We start from the raw sequence: 18675 nt of genomic DNA, 5'->3' as shown, positions 1-18675 counted from the left end.
TTATGCGATAGGGAGTGATATTGAGTGATAGAAGAGTTTCCGATCGATCAGCTGACCAAAGAGCCAAATCAGATACAATTATTACTGCAGGTATGTTCTGAAGCCTTGAGCAGGGAATTCAAACCTATTGTGCTTTTTGGATCAGGAACAATAGGAAGGTTTTACTTGAAGTACTTGAAAACAATGAATAATCCTATAGAGATTATTTTCTGTGACAACAATCCAGTGAAGTGGGGAACATCAGTAGAAGGTGTACCGATTATCAGCTTTAACGAGCTGAAAACCAATTATCACGACAGTTATATTATCATATCTTCATTCGAATATTACGATGAAATTTCCTTACTATTAAAGGACAACAATTTATTTAGTATTTTGGACCCTCGAATCCATTATGTTCTTTTAGACACTCAGAATACATTGGATTTATTTAAAGATTATGTTCCATTAATTAAAAATAACAACAAACAGTTTCAAGCTGCTTACAACTTGTTAGCTGATGAGTTATCGAAACAAATTTTTTATGATAGAATCAACTATTGCTTGACAGCCAGTTCTAAATATCTAACTCCATTGAAAAGCCGATCCCCGCAATATTTTGCTCCTGATATTATTAAGCTTTCTGATGAGGAAGTTTTTATTGATGGGGGCGCATTTACCGGAGATACAATTGAAGAATTCTTAATACAAACAAAAGGGAATTTCAAAAAAATATATGCCTTTGAACCTGAGGTGAGCAAGCATAATAAATTTAAAGAACTGACTGCAGGTCATGAGCATATTGAGCTTCTGCCGTATGGTCTTTGGAGTAAAAAAGATGTACTGCGTTTTCACTCATACGATGATATTACTAGCCTAGTTGGGAAAGACGGAAATATAGAAATTCCAGTAATCTCAATTGATGAGTTTTTAAAAGGGCGTCCGGTTACATTTATCAAAATGGACATTGAGGGAGTTGAACTTGAGGCACTCAAGGGTGCAGAGATGTCTATTAGAAAATATAAACCTAAGCTTGCCATTTGTGTTTATCACAAGCCGCTTGATATTGTAGAAATTCCAATGTATTTAAAGGAACTTGTTCCAGAGTATAAATTTTATTTCAGGCATTACAGCATTAATATATGCGAGACTGTGTGTTATGCAGTAGCAGAATAAGAAGTAATATGTGAAATGAGGTGTTCTGCTCTCATGGGGGATATGCCACAAAGGGTGCTATTTGTCAATGGATTGCCGATTGATAAAGGTGGAATAGAAACGTCGATTATAGAGGTTTACAGAGGGATTGACCGTAAGCAAGTTGTAATTGACTTCGTTGTGAGGAAGCCCCAGCAAGGATATTTTCACAATGAAATTGAAAACTTCGGGGGAAGGATATTTAATTTATTTGAGCATACCAAGCACAAAGGTAATAAAAAGTGGAATTTTTTTATGGATTTACACTCGATTGTTAGCTTTTACCGAATCCTTAAAAATGATGGCCCTTTTTGTGCTGTACATATAGCCCATCCGTTGCTAGATGGATTTGTTATGATTGCTGCTAAACTGGCCGGTGTTCCAGTTAGAATTGCACATAGCAATTATATTGGAGTCGATGATAAGAAGCGTCCTAATTGGAGCAGGAGACTAACAAGGAAGTTAAGATTATATTTATGCAAAAAATTTGCTACCCATTTATGGGGATGCTCGAAAGCTGCGAGTGAATTTCAATTCGGCAAAAACTTACTTGGGGATGATCGGTTGGAGGTTGTTCCATGTCCAGTGGATCTTCATAAATTTATGGATAAATCCCTTGGGAAAACAGAAGTATGCGAGCAACTTAATATTCGTTCGGATCGGATTAACTTAATCAATGTAGGTAGGTATGTGCCGCAAAAAAATCAATTGTTTCTTGTGGCTTTCTTTGCGGAAATGATAAAAAAAAGAACGGATCTGCAATTAATTCTAGTAGGGCTCGGGCCACTTGAGAATGAGATCAGACATCGCATAGAAGAACTTGGTATTGAGGATTATGTTACGATGCTTGATGGCAATATCTCTATTTCCCTTGCTTTGGCAACATCTAATTATTTTATTTTACCATCGATTTCTGAAGGATTGGGGATTGTGTTGCTTGAAGCGCAAGCATCCGGTCTCCCATGTTTCGCATCTGATACTTGTCCACCTGAGCCGAATATGGGGCTCGTTGATTATTTGCCTCTTGAGGAAGATACAATGTACTGGGCAGATTATATTCTATCGAAATTAAGTCAATCAAGTCAAGATGAGAGACAGCTGGACATTAGTCGACTGATGGAGTTTGATATTTCTTGTGTAGCTCCTCGGATGCAAAATGTTTACCTCTATGGCACTAGATATGATCAGATTATAGAAGACAAAGTTCATTAGTGGAGGATAAATAGCGTGAAATATTCCGTAAGTGTATTTGGACTTGGCTTTGTGGGGCTTACGACCGCACTCGCTTTTGCAGAGAAAAATTATACAGTGTATGGTTTTGATATAGATAAGAAGAGGACAAGTCAGCTAAAAGCAGGACAGTTACCCTTTTTGGAGCTAGGACTAGATCAAGCGCTTATACGACATATCAACAACAAGTTTATCGTGACAGATAATGCGGAAGATGCGGTGAAGAATAGCGACTTTGTCTTCTTGTGTGTAGGAACACCCAGTGGGGAAGGGGGAGAGGCAGATCTTTCATATATCTTTAGTGCAATTGAAATGTTTTCTTCTGTATTACATGATGGTAAGCATCGTGTACTCGTTATCAAGTCTACAGTTCCGCCTTCAACTACGTCGGAGCGAGTCATCCCATATTTGAAGAAAATAGGGTTATCCCCTGGCGATATGTTTAGTTTGGCCAATAACCCCGAATTCCTAAGGGAGGGAAAGTGTTGGGAGGATGCCATGCATGCCGATCGAATCGTTTGTGGGGTTGAGGATCGCAAGGGAGAAGACATGCTCCGATCACTATATAGCGATTTTAATGCTCCGTTTTTTAACGTATCCCTTAACACGGGCGAGTTTATAAAGTATTTATCCAATACTTTGCTTGCGACGATGATAAGCTATTCAAACGAAATGTCTAAAATAGCAGAAGCAATAGGGAATGTTCAAATTAAAGAGGCTTTTGAAATATTGCATATGGATCGCCGATGGGGTGGAAGCAATATGGCCTCTTATGTTTTTCCCGGATGTGGATATGGCGGTTATTGTTTGCCTAAAGATACACAAGCGATGTATGCGGCGTCCGTTACGAAGGGATATGAGCCCATGATCCTTAAGGATGTCATTACTATAAATGAATCGATGCCAGAGTTTATGGCAAATAAGGTTATGCGCGTTGTAAACCCATCCGAAACATTGGGGATATTAGGGTTATCATTCAAACCAGGTTCAGATGATGTACGAGATAGCTCATCTGCTAAAATTATTAAGCTCCTGTTAGCGGCAGGATATAAGAACCTCATAGCTTACGATCCTGTCGCAAATGGGGCTTTTGACGGGCAGTATCATTTTAGTGAAGTCGAATATTGCGAAAGCTTGCAAAATATATGCGAGAAATCTGATGCACTTGTCCTTATTACCGCATGGCAAGAGTTTGCTGGCATTGATAAGAAATATCCCGGCAAACCAATTATAGATTGTCGATACTTTTTGTGAGGTGATATGATGCCGCTCTTAAGTATAATTATTCCAGTTCATAACGTCGAAGATTATTTGGATGAGTGTCTTCTTAGTATAATGAATCAAACCTTTAGAGACTACGAGATTATTTTGATTAATGATGCGTCGAAGGATAATAGTGGTAAGATCTGTGATGAATATGCTTTAAAGTATGATAATATCAAGGTTATTCATCTGGATGTGAATGTATTTTGTGGAGGTGCTCGCAATGTGGGTTTGCAACATGCAACGGGACAATATATCCACTTTTGCGATAGTGATGATTACTATGTGAAAGGGAGCTTGTCACGCATCTCTGATATTTTGATTGAATGCTCCCCGACAGTTCTAATTGGACAGTTTAAATGCATGCCTGAGAAGGGTGCCTTTTTTTCTAATGACATTTCTCTTGATCCAGAGGTTTTTAAACAAACAGATGCAGATCAAGTTGTAAACTATCTCTTCAAGATACCGTCCCTGCTAACAACGACATGGAGATTCATTGTGAAACGAGAGTTCTTAATCTCCGAGAAGCTTACTTTCATTGAGGGTTACTTTGCGGAAGATGAGGAATGGAGTCCCAAAGTATTATGTAGTGCGGATAGTTTTGCATTGTGTTCAGAGCCATTTTATTGTTATAGGCCTCGATCCAGTGGGTCCGCCACTGCTACGAAAACATATTTGCACAGTAAATCCCAGCTTCTGGTTGCAATGAATTTATTGCGCTTCTTATCTGAGAAAAAGTATGACGGGGATCGTAGAGATTTTATTCTTACACGTGTTAAGTTTTTATTAGGGTTGTTTGCAACTCGCTGCGACACCTTCGACAAAAATCAAATGCATGAGTTGGCTTATATAATTGAGAGTAATAAGGATATTCTTTCGGTACCAGGAGAGATTTCAGAAATTGATGAATTAGTTAGTTTTATCAGCCGATATGGATCATATATGGGGTTATGTCTGTACCGTACATACGTAGTGGAAAACACGCTTGAACTGGTGTTCGGAAAAGAGGACAAGAATATTTATATTTTCCCCACTGGATATAACGGCGAGGGCACTGCAAGAATGCTGCTTAATGCGGGATACAATGTAAAAGGGTTCCTTGATAACAGCCCAGTTAAAAATGACTGCCTTGTGGATGGTTTGCTGGTAAGTTATCCTTCCGTTCTTAAAGAAAATCAGAAGGATAAATTAAGTCAAATTTATGTGATCGTATCCATTCAACGGAGGGATACGATCCTTCTTCTGATGGAGCAACTAAGGGAACTTGGACTGGACGATTCTCAATTTACAGCTAGAATCTACTAAGCAATAGTTGCGGGGTGAGCTTAAGTGAACATCGAAATACCCAAAATTACGGTTATCATGTTAACCTATAACAGAAAAGAATATTTGAATCGTTCAATTGAAAGTGTTCTCACACAAACATATCGAGACTTCGACTTCATCATCATTAACAATGGTTCAACCGATGGCAGCGATGAGGTGCTCAAGCAATATGCACGGGAAGATCATCGAATTAAACTTATACACATTCCGGATAATCGTGGTGCTGCAGTGCAGCGGAGTAAAGGTGTCGACTTAGCCCGGACCGAATTTTTAACATTTGTTGACGATGATGATTACTGTGAGCCGTACTTGCTAGACTTTTTATGGAATTTAGCCAACGAACATCAGGCGGACATATCGATGTGCGGAAGCTGGAATGATTTTCACGGTAGACTGGAGCCTTATTTTATATTTGACGAACTTCTGGTTCTAGATAAAGTACAAGGCCTTAATGAGCTCTTGAAGAGAGAAAAATATAATGTGGCACCTCCGACGAAATTATTTCGGAAATCCATATTTGACGGTATACGCTTCAAAGAGAATGTACGAGTCGACGACATACATGTCATTTACAAAATATTTGCTAATGCAACTACTGTAGTCGCACAAGGTGTGCCCTTGTATCGCTTTACAAAGCATGGTGGGAATATGACTTCTTTTATTTATGACTCTAGTCTTTCACCAACGATTCTAGAGGAATATCTTTCTGCCTTTCGAGAGAGAACGGAATATTTATCAAAGAAAGTGCCGGAAATTGCACCAAGAGTAAAATATTCTGAACTATCTTATATGATCTCAATGTGTGACAAGATCATTCGGAACCGCATTACCGATTGTTCACCCTTGTATCATAGAATGGTTGAAACATTATATCAAAATTATGATGAGTTGAACTGCAGTGCTTTCTTAACGGAAAGAGAAAAGGATATTTTACAACGAGTTACGACTAACAAGGTGAAGTAGGAGCATTTTGCAGACAGTAGAAAAACCACCTAAGTAGCAAACTGGCGTCGGTACTGAACAGGCGTCAGTTTTTTAATTTCCTTTTCGGTCGACTTGCAGTAGAACAAGAGATTAAGTGGATATCATTCAGATATTTTATTGTACGGGCTTCATGGTTGTATGGGGTGTGGGGTTCAAATTTTGTTAAGACAATGTTGCGAATAGCCGCAGAACGTAATACCATAAAGGTTGTAAATGATCAGGTCTTTGTTTTCTTATTTAGATGAACAATCAAACATTATTTCTTGAATAGGGGAAACAGATAATGAATAACAAATTTGCATTAGCACCGGAGTATATGAAGCAATTTCAATGTATCGGTGCAGAATGTGATGATACTTGCTGTGCAGCTTGGAGAATTACAATAGATAAAACAACTTATGATAAATACCAAAATGTCACAGCAGTGAAACTAGTAGATCAGCTAAGAGATAGCGTGACATTAATGGAAAGTGATCAAAGAAATGAACTTGTCTATGCCAGAATGAGTTTAGACCCTAAATTAGGCACATGTACGATGTTAGAGAATGGACTATGCAGTATTCAAGCTGAACTTGGAGAATCCTATTTATCTAAGACCTGTGCAACCTATCCGCGTAGAATTCATTACGTGGATGAACTGCAGGAGATCTCAACAGAAATTTCATGTCCAGCATCTGCTCGATTAGCTCTGTTAAATCCAAGTGGAATCCAGTTTATTGAAATGGATGGAGTAACAGGTGAAAACCTGCATATGGGGAGATTGAAGGTTAGGGATATAGAAGCTAATAATATTAAAGCTTATTTTTGGAATATGAGAGTAGCCATAATCAACATTTTGCAGAACCGTAGCTTTTCAGTTCCTCATCGACTGATTATTGTTGGACTTTTATTAGAGCGTATTCAGGAGCTCGTGGTTCGGGAGTCCTTCAATGAAATTGATGCCGAAATTGAAGCTTACATGCAGTATTATAAGTCTGACACTGAGCTTGCAGACTACAATTCTTTCCCATCGGACAATATGTTTCAATTGAATTTTCTTAACAAGCTTATCATTGATTTTACCGATACATACATTGCACAACCCAAATATAAGGAGTGTATAGAGGACTATTTAAGCGGAATGAGTATGACCAATGACCCTTCAGCTGAGAGTATCCTTGCTCATTTTGAAAAGAGTATTCAAACTTATTACAAGCCATTTATGAAAAATAACGAATATATTTTAGAAAACTACTTGGTCAACTATGTATTTTCTCATCTCTTCCCTTTATCCCATGATAAGAACATTTTTGAGGAATATATCATATTGGTTATCCATTTTTCTTTAATCAAATTACATCTTATTGGGATGTCGGCACATTATCAATGTCTTGATTCAGAAATTGTGGTCAAGCTGATACAGCGATTCTCCAAAAACTATGAACATAATAGTGCTTATATTAATCATGTGTATGAAGCTATTAAAGAGAAAGAATACAATTATATGGGTTACATGTCTCTATTGATCAAAAATTAAAGATTTAACAGTAGGGGGTCCCATGGATAAGTTAATTTCACTCTGTATGATCGTTAAGAATGAAGAAAAAGTCCTTGCACGCTGCTTAGATAGTGTTCAAGGACTAGTTGATGAAATCATTATTGTAGATACCGGCTCAACGGATACGACTAAAGAAATTGCGGCGCAATATACAAAACATGTGTTTGAATTTGTATGGATCAAGGATTTTGCAGCTGCTCGTAATGAGTCGATTCGAAGAGCGACATCGAAGTGGATTTTGGTTCTAGATGCTGATGAATATGTTGAACGTAACGATATACCCTTACTGCGTGATTTTCTACTAAATCAGGATGTTAGTGGGAGAACGCTTGTTAATATTTCGGTAATTAATTACATGGGGTCCAATTTAATAAGGAGTAATGCAGTTGAATCACTGGCTTCTAGAATATTTTCTGCACATCAAGGCATTTATTACACTCAGCCTATTCATGAACAATTAACCATTGATAAAGGGACACTAAGACCAATTAATTTCAAATTTCGTGTATATCATACTGGGTATACAGATGAAACAAGAATGTTGAAAAATAAATCAGAACGTAATCTAGAAATACTCAACAAAATAAAAGAAACCCGCGCTTTTAGAGCAGAGGATTACTTTGCTCTTGCTAATGAATATGCAGCATTGATGGAATATGATAAAGCCATAGATTACTATAAACTTGTACTTGAACAGATTGAGCCAACTGCAGATTGGTATAAATTGTGCTTGTATAAAATGATTGATTCTCTACTCATGCTTCGTAATTATCAAGAAGCATTTAAATTAATCGAAGAAGGTATAAACAAATGGATAAATTATCCTGACTTTTTTTGTCTTAAAGCCAATGTTCTTAATCAACTTGGTTTTTTTGATGAAGCTAAAGGGTTATTTGAACATGCCATGCGAATTGCAAATGAGAACGGAAAGAAAGATTTGAATTTTTGGCTTATTAGTCCAGATTATGGATATACGATTCCGATTCAAAGAATAGCTGATTATTACTACAGGAAACAGGATATACAGCAAACAATCTTGTATTTAATTCAAATCGTATCGTCTAATCCGAAACAAATAGAGTCACTTATGAAGCTAATCGCTATGCTCTCTCAAACTAACGATACTAGCTCTACAACTACGGTATTGCATTCACTTTATCCAAATCAATCGTTATCAGATTTAACGATTTTATTTAATATTTCCCTTAATATAGGCGACCTGAACTTATCGGAATATTACTTAAAAGCAATTCGGGACTCTAGTAAGGATATTTCTTCTAAAGACATGTTGCGATATTCTGTTTTATCGAATAATCAGGAATTATTTAATCAATTTCCTAAGAGTATGACGGATATTAGTGAATTTGATAGTCCAAATACCATTCCCTTCTTCCTAGCAGCATTATTATGGAAGCAAACGACCTATGTTCCTCCAATTCCTGAAGATAATGATTTATATTTTGTGAGACAGCTCATAACAACTACTATTAGTGGAGACGTATCTCCAATCACTCCCTCAGATGAAGAAATCAGGCTGCTATTCGAATTGTTCACCGAAATGTTCACTTATAAGCTCTATAACACTTATGATCAGCTACTGCAACGAATAGACAGCTCGAAGCTAATCAACCTATTAGCTGACTACTTTTACCGCAACAATTTCTTGGATCTAGCGATTGATTACTATTCTATCCTCCTAGACGCTAATGAGTTGCAAGCTCAGGGATATGTGAATTTGACTTTCCTACATTTTAATCTGGATGAAGTGGAAAAAGGATCGGCATTTTTGCAAATGGCAATTGAACTTAAGCCTGATGAGGTATCTTTATACACAATTTATTGTACATATAGCAAAGACCGCAGTATGATTGAAGTCTATAAGAACAAGTTATTTGAGAAGTTTCCACAATATAAGGAAATGCAGATCTTTATAGAGTTATAAAATCAACAGTTTCCACAACACTTATCCACAAATTGTGGATAATGTGCACAACTTTGTGCATAACTCTGTGTGTAAATTTTTCAAAAGCCGTATTTTGAGGTGATTCAGGGTTTTGAGGATGTTATTAACATTGTGGGTATTATAATTTTTTAATTGTTTTATATACAGTTTGAAGTTATTGACATCAAGCAAATGAGAGTGGTATATTACGAAATGTAAGCATAAGCTTATGTTATTTGATTACGAAGGGAATGTTCTTAATGCAAGGTACAGTTAAATGGTTTAACGCAGAAAAAGGTTTTGGTTTTATCGAAGGTGAAAACGGTGGGGATGTATTCGTACACTTCTCAGCTATTCAAACTGATGGTTTCAAATCACTTGACGAAGGTCAAGCAGTTGAGTTCGACATCGTTGATGGCGCACGTGGACCACAAGCAGCTAACGTAATCAAACTTTAATCATCCGGTTCCGAAATCCTAGAGGGAAAGCGTGTTATCTGAAGGATTCGAAGTGAACGACGAGATGGCTTCAAACATATATGCTTTTCTTTTACAAGGTAAATCGTGATCCAGAAGCATCCTAGGGCAATCGCTCTAGGATGCTTTTCTATTTATGGAGCGTATCCGTCTTCAAGAACAGAATAATACCTTCTTTTATTGTGTGATTAATATTAGTTTTTTTGAATAACAAGTTCTCGATTTATGGACAAGTTTATTAGTTTAATTTTGAAGAATGCCTTCGAATATAGTATAATGTGATCAAGAAGGAGGAGTTAGATATGAGATATAGCGTACGCGGAGAACATTTGGAAGTTACAGAAGCCTTAAGAGACTATGTAGAGAAGAAGCTAAGCAGGCTAGGTAAATATTTTGAAACTCCCCTATCCTCTGAAGTAAATGTAACATTAAGTGTGGTTAAAGGCATGCAGTCAGTCGAAGTAACAATTATGTTACCTGGAATGCTGCTACGTGCTGAAGAAAAAAATAGTGATATGTATGCTGCTATGGATTTAGTAACAGACAAACTAGAAGGTCAAATTCGTAAACACAAAACAAAAACGAATCGTAAAATTCGTCAAGAAGGCGGCAAACGTGATTTGTTCAAAATGGACTTCACAGCTTCTAATGGAAATGTTGACGAAGAGGATGACCTGGAGCTCGTAAGAACGAAAACTTTTGATTTCAAACCAATGGGAATAGAAGAAGCAATATTACAAATGAACTTAATTGGACATAGTTTCTTTGTCTTTTCGAACATGGATTCTCTCAAAGTTAACGTGGTATATCGCCGTGATGACGGTAAATATGGTTTGATAGAGCCAAGATAACAATAAATAACATTGAACTTAAGCTTGGTCCTTCGGGATCGAGCTTTTTAAATTATATTAAATGAATCAATTTCATAATACCTTTAGCTGCTTCAATCAAGGCTATATATAGATCAAAACGGTCTAATTTGTCTATATATAGCTTCAATTTAATGGGTTCAATCAGTTATGAAATTGATTCAAATATATAAGTTTTGCAAAAAATGACATGGCATGATTTGCCTAGCTCTGTTGCGACTAGAGCGACAAACTGTTACAATTTATACAAATTGTTTTTTTTGAGGAAGGGGTTCGCCCATGCTGGGATTTGTCAAGAAAGTGTTCGGGGACTATAACGAGAAAGAGCTCAAACGGATGCGTAAAACCGTTGAACAGATCAACTCGTTAGAAGGTCAAATTGAAGTGTTGTCGGACGAGCAGCTTAAAGCTAAGACAGTAGAGTTTCGCGAGAGATTAGAGAAGGGTGAAACGATAGACGAATTGCTGCCTGAAGCTTTTGCAGTTGTACGTGAAGCGTCTAAACGTGTCCTTGGCAAGCGTCATTACGACGTGCAGTTAATCGGTGGTATGGTGCTTCATGAAGGTAAAATCGCTGAGATGCGTACAGGGGAAGGTAAAACATTAGTAGGTACGTTGCCCGTTTATCTAAATGCACTTAAGGGCGAAGGCGTTCACGTGGTAACGGTGAATGATTACTTGGCTCAGCGTGATAGCGCGGAGATGGGACAAATTTATGAGTTCCTTGGCATGACGGTTGGCGTTAACCTCCATGATCTTTCTTCTGAAGAGAAGAGAGAAGCTTATGCCTGTGATATTACGTATGGTACGAATAATGAATATGGGTTTGACTACTTGCGTGACAATATGGTCCTGTATAAGGAACAGATGGTACAACGTCCTCTTTCTTTTGCAGTAATTGATGAGGTTGACTCTATTCTAGTTGATGAAGCGAGAACACCACTCATTATTTCCGGTCAAGCAGCGAAGTCAACGGATATGTATTATGCAGCGGATCGTTTCGTGAGTCGTTTGAAAGAAGAAGAAGATTACACGATCGATATCAAAGTGCGTTCTGTAGCTTTAACTGAAGCTGGGGTCACTAAAGCAGAGCGTGCATTTGGCATAGATAATATGTTTGATCATCAGAACGTACAGCTTAACCATCATATTCAACAAGCACTTAAAGCGCATGCGATTATGAAACTTGATGTTGACTATGTTGCGAGTGAAGGCGAGATTGTCATTGTTGATGAATTTACGGGTCGTCTGATGACGGGTCGTCGATATAGCGATGGACTGCACCAAGCGATTGAAGCTAAGGAAGGCCTGGAAGTACAGAACGAGAGTATGACACTTGCTACGATTACGTTCCAGAACTATTTCCGGATGTATCGCAAGCTGTCAGGTATGACAGGTACAGCGAAGACTGAGGAAGAAGAGTTCAAGAAAATTTACGGACTCGATGTTATTATAGTACCAACGAACCGACCAAACATCAGAAAAGATATCCCGGATGTCGTGTATAAATCGGTCAAAGGAAAGTTCACTGCAGTTGTTCAAGAAATTATTGAACGTCATAAGAAGAATCAACCTATTCTTGTGGGTACGGTTTCCATCGAGAACTCAGAGATTCTATCCGATATGCTCAAAAAGAAAGGTATTCAGCACAAAGTGCTTAATGCTAAGTATCATGCTGAAGAGGCTGATATCATTTCACAAGCTGGGCAACCAGGAGCTGTGACGATCGCTACGAATATGGCTGGTCGTGGTACAGACATTGTGCTTGGTTCAGGTGTTCCTGATGCTGGTGGCTTGCATATCATGGGTACAGAACGTCATGAGAGCAGACGGATTGATAATCAGCTGCGTGGTCGTGCTGGTCGTCAAGGTGACCCGGGTTCAACGCAGTTCTATTTATCACTAGAGGATGAGCTTATGCGCCGCTTTGGTGCAGAGAACATTATGGCTGTCATGAACAAAATGGGCATGGAAGAAGATCAGCCAATTGAGAGTAGACTGGTGAGCCGTGCAATTGAAGGTGCACAGAAGCGCGTTGAGGGTAACAACTTCGATTTACGTAAAGTCGTTCTTCAATATGATGATGTTATGAACCAACAACGGAATATTATTTATAAACAACGTCGTGAGATTCTTGAATCCGAGAATATTCGTGAAGTTGTTGAGGGAATGATTCATTCTGCATTTGACCGTCTAGTGAAAGCACACTGTCCACAGGAGCAAATTCCTGAGGAATGGGAACTGCAGGACGTGGCTGACTATGCGAACAACTTATTATCTGAAGATGCCGTAACAGATAAGACGTTGTGGGGCAAAGAAGGCGAAGAGATCGTTGAATACATCGAAGGCTTGATCAAAGCTAAATACGATGAGCGTGAAGCAACGATCGGTGAAGAGAATATGCGCGAGTTCGAGAAGGTTGTCGTGCTTCGTGCAGTAGATAGTAAGTGGATGGATCATATCGATGCCATGGATCAGCTTCGTCAAGGTATTCACTTGCGTGCTTATGGTGGTACTGATCCACTTCGCGAATACCAATTTGAAGGCTTCGAAATGTTCGGCGAAATGGTTGAGAACATTCAAGATGAAGTCGTTAAATATATCATGAAGGCGCATGTTGAGAGCAATCTTGAGCGTCAAGTGGTGGCAGAGGGTCAAGCAGTTGATCCAAAAGCTGATTCCGCTGGTAAGAAGCCAGTTGTGCGCAAGGAAAGTGACCGTATCGGTCGCAATGATCCTTGTCCATGTGGTAGCGGTAAGAAGTTTAAGCAATGTCATGGTGTGAATGCGAAGTAAAGAGACTCATACGTCCTTAACAGGACGGAGATGTTGTTTCATCTGATTTACATTAGCAAAATATACATTAGCAAAGTTCGGAGTCTTGTGCGTAATCGCCTGACGCCGAACTTTTGCGTACAGAAGAGGTGTAGGTTATGTTTGAACCAGAGGTTAAGAGCAGCTTGCGCGATATGGCGAAGCGATTAATAGAGCTTAGGGGGTCTCTTTGACTTAGATCATAAGTTAGAGCAGATCGAGGATTATGAGGTCAAAATGGGGGCACCCGATTTCTGGGAAGATAACGAACGGGCGCAGAAGCTAATTGCTGAGGTCAACGTAATTAAAGGCTCCGTTGACCAGTTTCAGTTGTTGTCGAGCGAGTATGAGGAGCTCGAGTTGATGTTTCAGCTAGCCGAGGAGGAGAGCGACGAGGACATGGCTGCCGAGGTGACGAAGTCAATCGGCGATCTTGTTCGCAAGCTCGAGGACTTCGAGCTGGGGCTACTTCTTAATCAGCCGTATGATAAGCTGAATGCGATTCTTGAGCTTCATCCTGGAGCAGGCGGAACGGAGTCTCAGGACTGGGCAGAGATGCTGCTGCGGATGTATCGCCGCTGGGCAGAGAAGCGGGACTTCAAGGTTGAAGTGCTTGACTACCTTCCGGGTGATGAGGCTGGTGTTAAGAGCGTGACCTTGTTGATTAAGGGATACAATGCTTATGGTTATTTGAAGGCAGAGAAAGGTGTGCATCGACTTGTGCGTATCTCACCATTCGACTCAGCAGGACGCCGTCATACTTCATTCACCTCCTGTGATGTCATGCCAGAAATTGACGATGATATGGAAGTGGAAATCCGAACAGAAGATTTGAAAATCGACGTATACCGTGCATCTGGTGCGGGCGGACAGCATATTAATACCACTGATTCTGCAGTACGGATGACGCATCTTCCAACGGGTATTGTTGTAACCTGTCAGGCGGAACGTTCTCAAATTAAGAACCGCGAGCGTGCGATGAAGATGCTTCGTTCTAAGCTCTATGAGCGGAAAATTGAGGAGCAGGAGAAGCACCTAGCTGAAATTCGTGGCGAACAGACAGACATCGCGTGGGGAGCTCAGATCAGATCTTATGTATTCCACCCTTATTCCATGGTTAAGGACCACCGTACTAGTGCGGAAACAGGCAACGTAGGTGCGGTAATGGATGGAGATGTCGATATGTTTATTGATGCTTATTTACGTAAACAAATCGGGAATAAGCCCGAGTAGAATAAAGAATCTATAATAACGTAACTATCAGAGCAAGATATCCTCAAACTCCAAGAGAGGATGTTTTGCCTGTTTTTCTTAGTGGTATAGAATTTATATCTTTCGACTCATAAATTCTAAGTACCACCTTAAGAAACGTATCCGTCCTGTATAGACGGTGAAACCGTTTCTTCTTGGTGATATAGAATTTATATCTTTCGACTCCTAAATTCTAAGTATCACTTTAAGAAACGCATCCGTCCTTGTAAAGACGATGAAACCGTTTCTTCTGAGTGAAAAATGGGCATTCGTTCGTTAGCCTTATATAAGTGAGGATGGTTTGATTTGAAAGTAAACGCAAATAAAAAACAACAGATTTCAATAAATTCACGATTATATGTATGGATGGAATACGGATTTTTAATTGTAGGTTCGTTTATTCTTGCCTGTTCCTTCAATTTCTTCCTTAACCCAAATCAGATTGCTTCAGGTGGTATATCGGGTGTATCGACGATCATACAGGATTTGACTGGACTTAATCCGGCGATTTGTCAATGGATATTTAATATTCCTTTATTTATACTTGGATGGGCTATACTTGGCAAAAGCTATGGAATGAAGGTATTAGCGGGAACGATTCTTCTTCCATTCTTTGTATTGATTACAAACCAAACGGAGCCTCTTACAGATAACCTGTTGTTAGCTTCCATCTTTGGTGGACTTGGTGTAGGTCTCGGGATTGGAATTGTATTCCGTGGACGAGGCTCAACAGGCGGGACAAGTGTCGCAGCTCAGATCCTTCACCATTACACGGGGATATCTTTAGGTGTATGCGTTGCTATATTTGATGGCTTGGTTATTTTGCTTGCGGGATTTGTATTCTCGCCAGAGAAAGCCATGTACGCTTTAATTGCACTATTTGTTACAACCAAAACAATCGACCTCGTGCAAACGGGACTTCAGACGTCCAAAGTCGCTTTCATTATTACCGATCATATAGAAGAAATGAGTTCGTCAATTCTGAATGATCTCGACCGTGGTCTCACTCAGCTAAGTGCTGTCGGTGGCTATACAGGGGATAAGAAGACGGTCTTAATGGTTGTCGTATCACAGAATGCGGTCATCAAGCTCAAACACATCGTACGATCGATTGATTCGAGTGCCTTTGTCATTCTTAGCGATACAGCGGAAGTACTTGGTGAAGGCTTTAAACAACATGGCAAATAATCAAAAAAGCTTACTCCTGATTATAACTGGGAAGTAAGCTTTTTTGATGATACGTAGAAACATTTGTCTTCCATGTTGTAGGATCGGAATAGATCTCATGTAAGATTAGTAAGACGAATTTTCTTGGATTCTTATCATACAAAATAGGCGTCTATAGTTATCAGAAAAATTCAATAAAAAAATTACTATTATGAAAAAATATAAATTGAATTTTTATGTATGCTTATGTATAATAATACATATCTTTTTTGTATACGTACGGGGGGAAATCAGATGAATAAAAATCAGAAGATTCGAGCGGCAATAGTAGGTGCTACTGGTTACGGTGGTGTCGAACTAATTAGGTTATTACAAGCACATCCATGGGTGGAGATTACATCGGTTATCTCATCCTCAAGCCCAGGTGCTGGAATAGCAGAAGGTTTTCCACATTTAACGGAGATTATGACAGGTACACTGGATGCAGTGGATCCTGATTTAATAGCAAGTAAAGCGGATGTAGTATTCTTAGCAACACCTGCTGGTGTAGCTGCTGAAATTGCGCCTAAGTTTCTCGAGGTAGGCTTGAAAGTAATTGATATTTCAGGTGATTATCGAATTAAGGACCCAGCATTATATGAACAGTGGTATAAGCACAAAGCAGCAGATGCTTCTTATATACAAGAAGCTGTATATGGGCTAAGTGAAGTATGGGGAAACGATGTGAATGAGGATGTCAGGTTATTATCCAATCCGGGTTGTTTTGCAACATCAGCTTTACTAGGATTAATTCCAGCAGTTGCGGCAGGATGGATTGACCTTAAATCTATCATTATTGATGGTAAATCAGGTGTATCAGGAGCAGGTAGAGGACTTAATTTGTCGGTGCATTTTGCTGAAGCAAATGAGAATTTTTCGGCCTACAAGTTGAATAAACATCAGCATATCCCAGAAATCGAGCAGGCACTTGGTCTTATAGCAGGGCAGCCAGTAGTGACGACTTTTACTACACATCTCGTCCCAATGAATCGAGGTATTATGACGACGATGTATGCCTCAGTAATAGATTCTACTCATAGTGATGCCGATTTTGTTGAGCTATATCGCCAGTATTACGAGGGACGTCCATTTGTGCGTGTTCGTAAAGCGGGTACATGGCCTGCAACTAAGCAAGTAACAGGCTCCAATTATTGTGATATTGGTTTTGCAGTTGATGAACGGACAGGGCGCGTAACTATCATTTCAGTAATTGATAATGTTGTGAAGGGTGCAGCAGGGCAAGCAATTCAGAACTTAAATTTAATGATGGGCTGGGATGAATCAACAGGACTACAATTCACACCGGTTTATCCATAGGAAAGAGGAAACAACATGGGAGCACAATTTACTATAGTGCCTGATGGCTCTATTACAACGCCACAAGGATTCCGCGCAGGTGGATTGCACTGCGGACTTAAGAAGACGAATCGCCATGATTTGGGGGCGATCGTATGTGAGGTGCCGGCAGTTGCGGCGGGTGTGTATACAACCAACGTATTTCAAGCGGCACCACTGACAGTAACGAAGGAGAGCATCGGGCTTTCCGGAGGGAAATTGCAGGCGATGCTCGTTAACAGCGGCAATGCGAATGCTTGTACAGGCGATCAAGGCGAAGCTGACGCCATCGAAATGCGCGATAAGTTCGCTGCAGCGCTTGGTGTAGATCGGACGCTAGTTGGAGTAGCGTCGACTGGGGTCATTGGCGAGCTATTGCCGATGGAGAAGGTGCGCATAGGGATAGACAATATGCCTGCGAAACTGAAAGAGGGCGGCGGCGAAGACTTCTGCCAAGCGATCTTGACGACTGATTTAGTGCAGAAGATGACATGCGTTCAGCTTACTGTTGGCGATTCAGTGGTTCACATTGCTGGAGCAGCCAAAGGGTCGGGTATGATTCACCCGAACATGGCGACAATGCTCGGTTTCATGACAACCGACGCATTAATTGATCACACGCATCTGCAGCAGTTATTGCGTGAGATGACGGATTCCACGTTCAACATGGTGACCGTGGATGGCGACACCAGCACGAACGACATGGTCGTTGTGCTAGCAAGCGGACTCGCAGCAGGCGGCAGCGAGTCATTAACGCCATCGCATCCTAACTGGGATGCGTTCGTAGCGGGCTTCCGCTTCGTGGCCGAGTACCTCGCCAAAGCGATCGCCCGTGATGGTGAAGGTGCGACGAAGCTCATCGAGGTCAGCGTCATTAACGCTGACAATCAGCACGCCGCAGGTGCCATAGCGAAGACGATCGTCGGTTCCTCGCTCGTGAAGTCAGCTTGCTTCGGCGCTGATGCGAACTGGGGACGTATCATTGCAGCGGTTGGCCGCGCAGGTGAGACAGTTAACGTGAATACCGTTGATATTCGCTTGGGTGAAATATCTGTGTTGGAACAATCAAGACCAGTGAAGTTTGATGAAGAGCTTGCACTTGAGTATCTCAAGGGAGACCTTGTTAACATTCATGTAAACTTGAATATGGGTAATGCAAGCGCAACAGCATGGGGCTGTGACCTAACTTATGACTATGTACGGATCAATGCGGCTTACCGCACTTAGTAGTTTTTGATTTAAATATGACTGATTTAATTATTTCTTATT

15 protein-coding genes are annotated in these 18675 nt (G+C 40.0%); all 15 read left to right on the top strand.

The window, feature by feature from the left end; all coding sequences use genetic code 11:
• The first annotated feature begins 24 nt into the window (after positions 1–24).
• The 15 genes from AC1DOK_RS11430 (at position 25) to argJ (ending at position 18633) form a co-directional block, all read left to right on the top strand.
• The gene (locus tag AC1DOK_RS11430) at positions 25–1155 is read left to right on the top strand and encodes an FkbM family methyltransferase (protein WP_477554405.1); all 1131 of its coding nucleotides are present in this window, start codon (positions 25–27) and stop codon (positions 1153–1155) included.
• A 33-nt stretch (positions 1156–1188) separates the two neighbouring features.
• On the top strand, positions 1189–2385 hold the full coding sequence (locus tag AC1DOK_RS11425; protein WP_477554404.1) for a glycosyltransferase: 1197 nt from the start codon (positions 1189–1191) through the stop codon (positions 2383–2385).
• A gap of 15 nt (positions 2386–2400) precedes the next feature.
• Entirely contained in the window at positions 2401–3657 is a 1257-nt protein-coding gene (locus AC1DOK_RS11420) for a UDP-glucose dehydrogenase family protein (RefSeq protein ID WP_477554403.1), read from the top strand.
• A 9-nt stretch (positions 3658–3666) separates the two neighbouring features.
• On the top strand, positions 3667–4971 hold the full coding sequence (locus AC1DOK_RS11415; RefSeq protein ID WP_477554402.1) for a glycosyltransferase: 1305 nt from the start codon (positions 3667–3669) through the stop codon (positions 4969–4971).
• Between the two features lie 24 nt (positions 4972–4995).
• Positions 4996–5955: a glycosyltransferase family 2 protein gene (locus tag AC1DOK_RS11410; RefSeq protein ID WP_477554401.1), complete on the top strand. Its 960-nt coding sequence runs from the start codon at positions 4996–4998 to the stop codon at positions 5953–5955.
• Between the two features lie 41 nt (positions 5956–5996).
• Positions 5997–6221: a sugar nucleotide-binding protein gene (locus AC1DOK_RS11405; protein WP_477554552.1), complete on the top strand. Its 225-nt coding sequence runs from the start codon at positions 5997–5999 to the stop codon at positions 6219–6221.
• Between the two features lie 38 nt (positions 6222–6259).
• Positions 6260–7492, top strand: coding sequence for a flagellin lysine-N-methylase (gene fliB, locus AC1DOK_RS11400; protein ID WP_477554400.1), 1233 nt, complete (start codon positions 6260–6262; stop codon positions 7490–7492).
• A 22-nt stretch (positions 7493–7514) separates the two neighbouring features.
• Positions 7515–9455 (top strand): tetratricopeptide repeat-containing glycosyltransferase family 2 protein, encoded by a 1941-nt coding sequence (locus tag AC1DOK_RS11395; RefSeq protein WP_477554399.1) that lies wholly within the window; start codon positions 7515–7517, stop codon positions 9453–9455.
• Positions 9456–9715: 260 nt separating this feature from the next.
• Positions 9716–9913 carry a cold shock domain-containing protein gene (locus tag AC1DOK_RS11390; protein WP_477554551.1) on the top strand — a complete coding sequence of 66 codons (198 nt, stop codon included), beginning with the start codon at positions 9716–9718 and terminating at the stop codon, positions 9911–9913.
• A 320-nt stretch (positions 9914–10233) separates the two neighbouring features.
• Positions 10234–10782 (top strand): ribosome hibernation-promoting factor, HPF/YfiA family, encoded by a 549-nt coding sequence (gene hpf / locus AC1DOK_RS11385; protein WP_477554398.1) that lies wholly within the window; start codon positions 10234–10236, stop codon positions 10780–10782.
• Positions 10783–11079: 297 nt separating this feature from the next.
• The gene (gene secA / locus AC1DOK_RS11380) at positions 11080–13596 is read left to right on the top strand and encodes a preprotein translocase subunit SecA (RefSeq protein ID WP_477554397.1); all 2517 of its coding nucleotides are present in this window, start codon (positions 11080–11082) and stop codon (positions 13594–13596) included.
• Positions 13597–13733: 137 nt separating this feature from the next.
• Positions 13734–14847, top strand: a protein-coding gene (gene prfB, locus AC1DOK_RS11375) for a peptide chain release factor 2 (protein WP_477554396.1) whose coding sequence is annotated in 2 segments (ribosomal slippage) — positions 13734–13805 and positions 13807–14847 — 1113 coding nt in all. Because the reading frame shifts where the segments join, the coding sequence is not laid out codon by codon here.
• Positions 14848–15231: 384 nt separating this feature from the next.
• A complete protein-coding gene (locus tag AC1DOK_RS11370; RefSeq protein ID WP_477554550.1) occupies positions 15232–16053 on the top strand; it encodes a YitT family protein in 822 nt (273 codons plus the stop codon).
• A 273-nt stretch (positions 16054–16326) separates the two neighbouring features.
• Positions 16327–17388: an N-acetyl-gamma-glutamyl-phosphate reductase gene (argC, locus tag AC1DOK_RS11365; RefSeq protein WP_477554395.1), complete on the top strand. Its 1062-nt coding sequence runs from the start codon at positions 16327–16329 to the stop codon at positions 17386–17388.
• 15 nt (positions 17389–17403) lie between these two features.
• A complete protein-coding gene (gene argJ, locus AC1DOK_RS11360; RefSeq protein WP_477554394.1) occupies positions 17404–18633 on the top strand; it encodes a bifunctional glutamate N-acetyltransferase/amino-acid acetyltransferase ArgJ in 1230 nt (409 codons plus the stop codon).
• Positions 18634–18675: the final 42 nt, after the last annotated feature.

Source organism: Paenibacillus sp. P5_B5 (assembly GCF_056400365.1).
The sequence above is the reverse complement of the archived record's forward strand: the minus strand, read 5'-3'. Positions and strand labels throughout refer to the sequence as shown.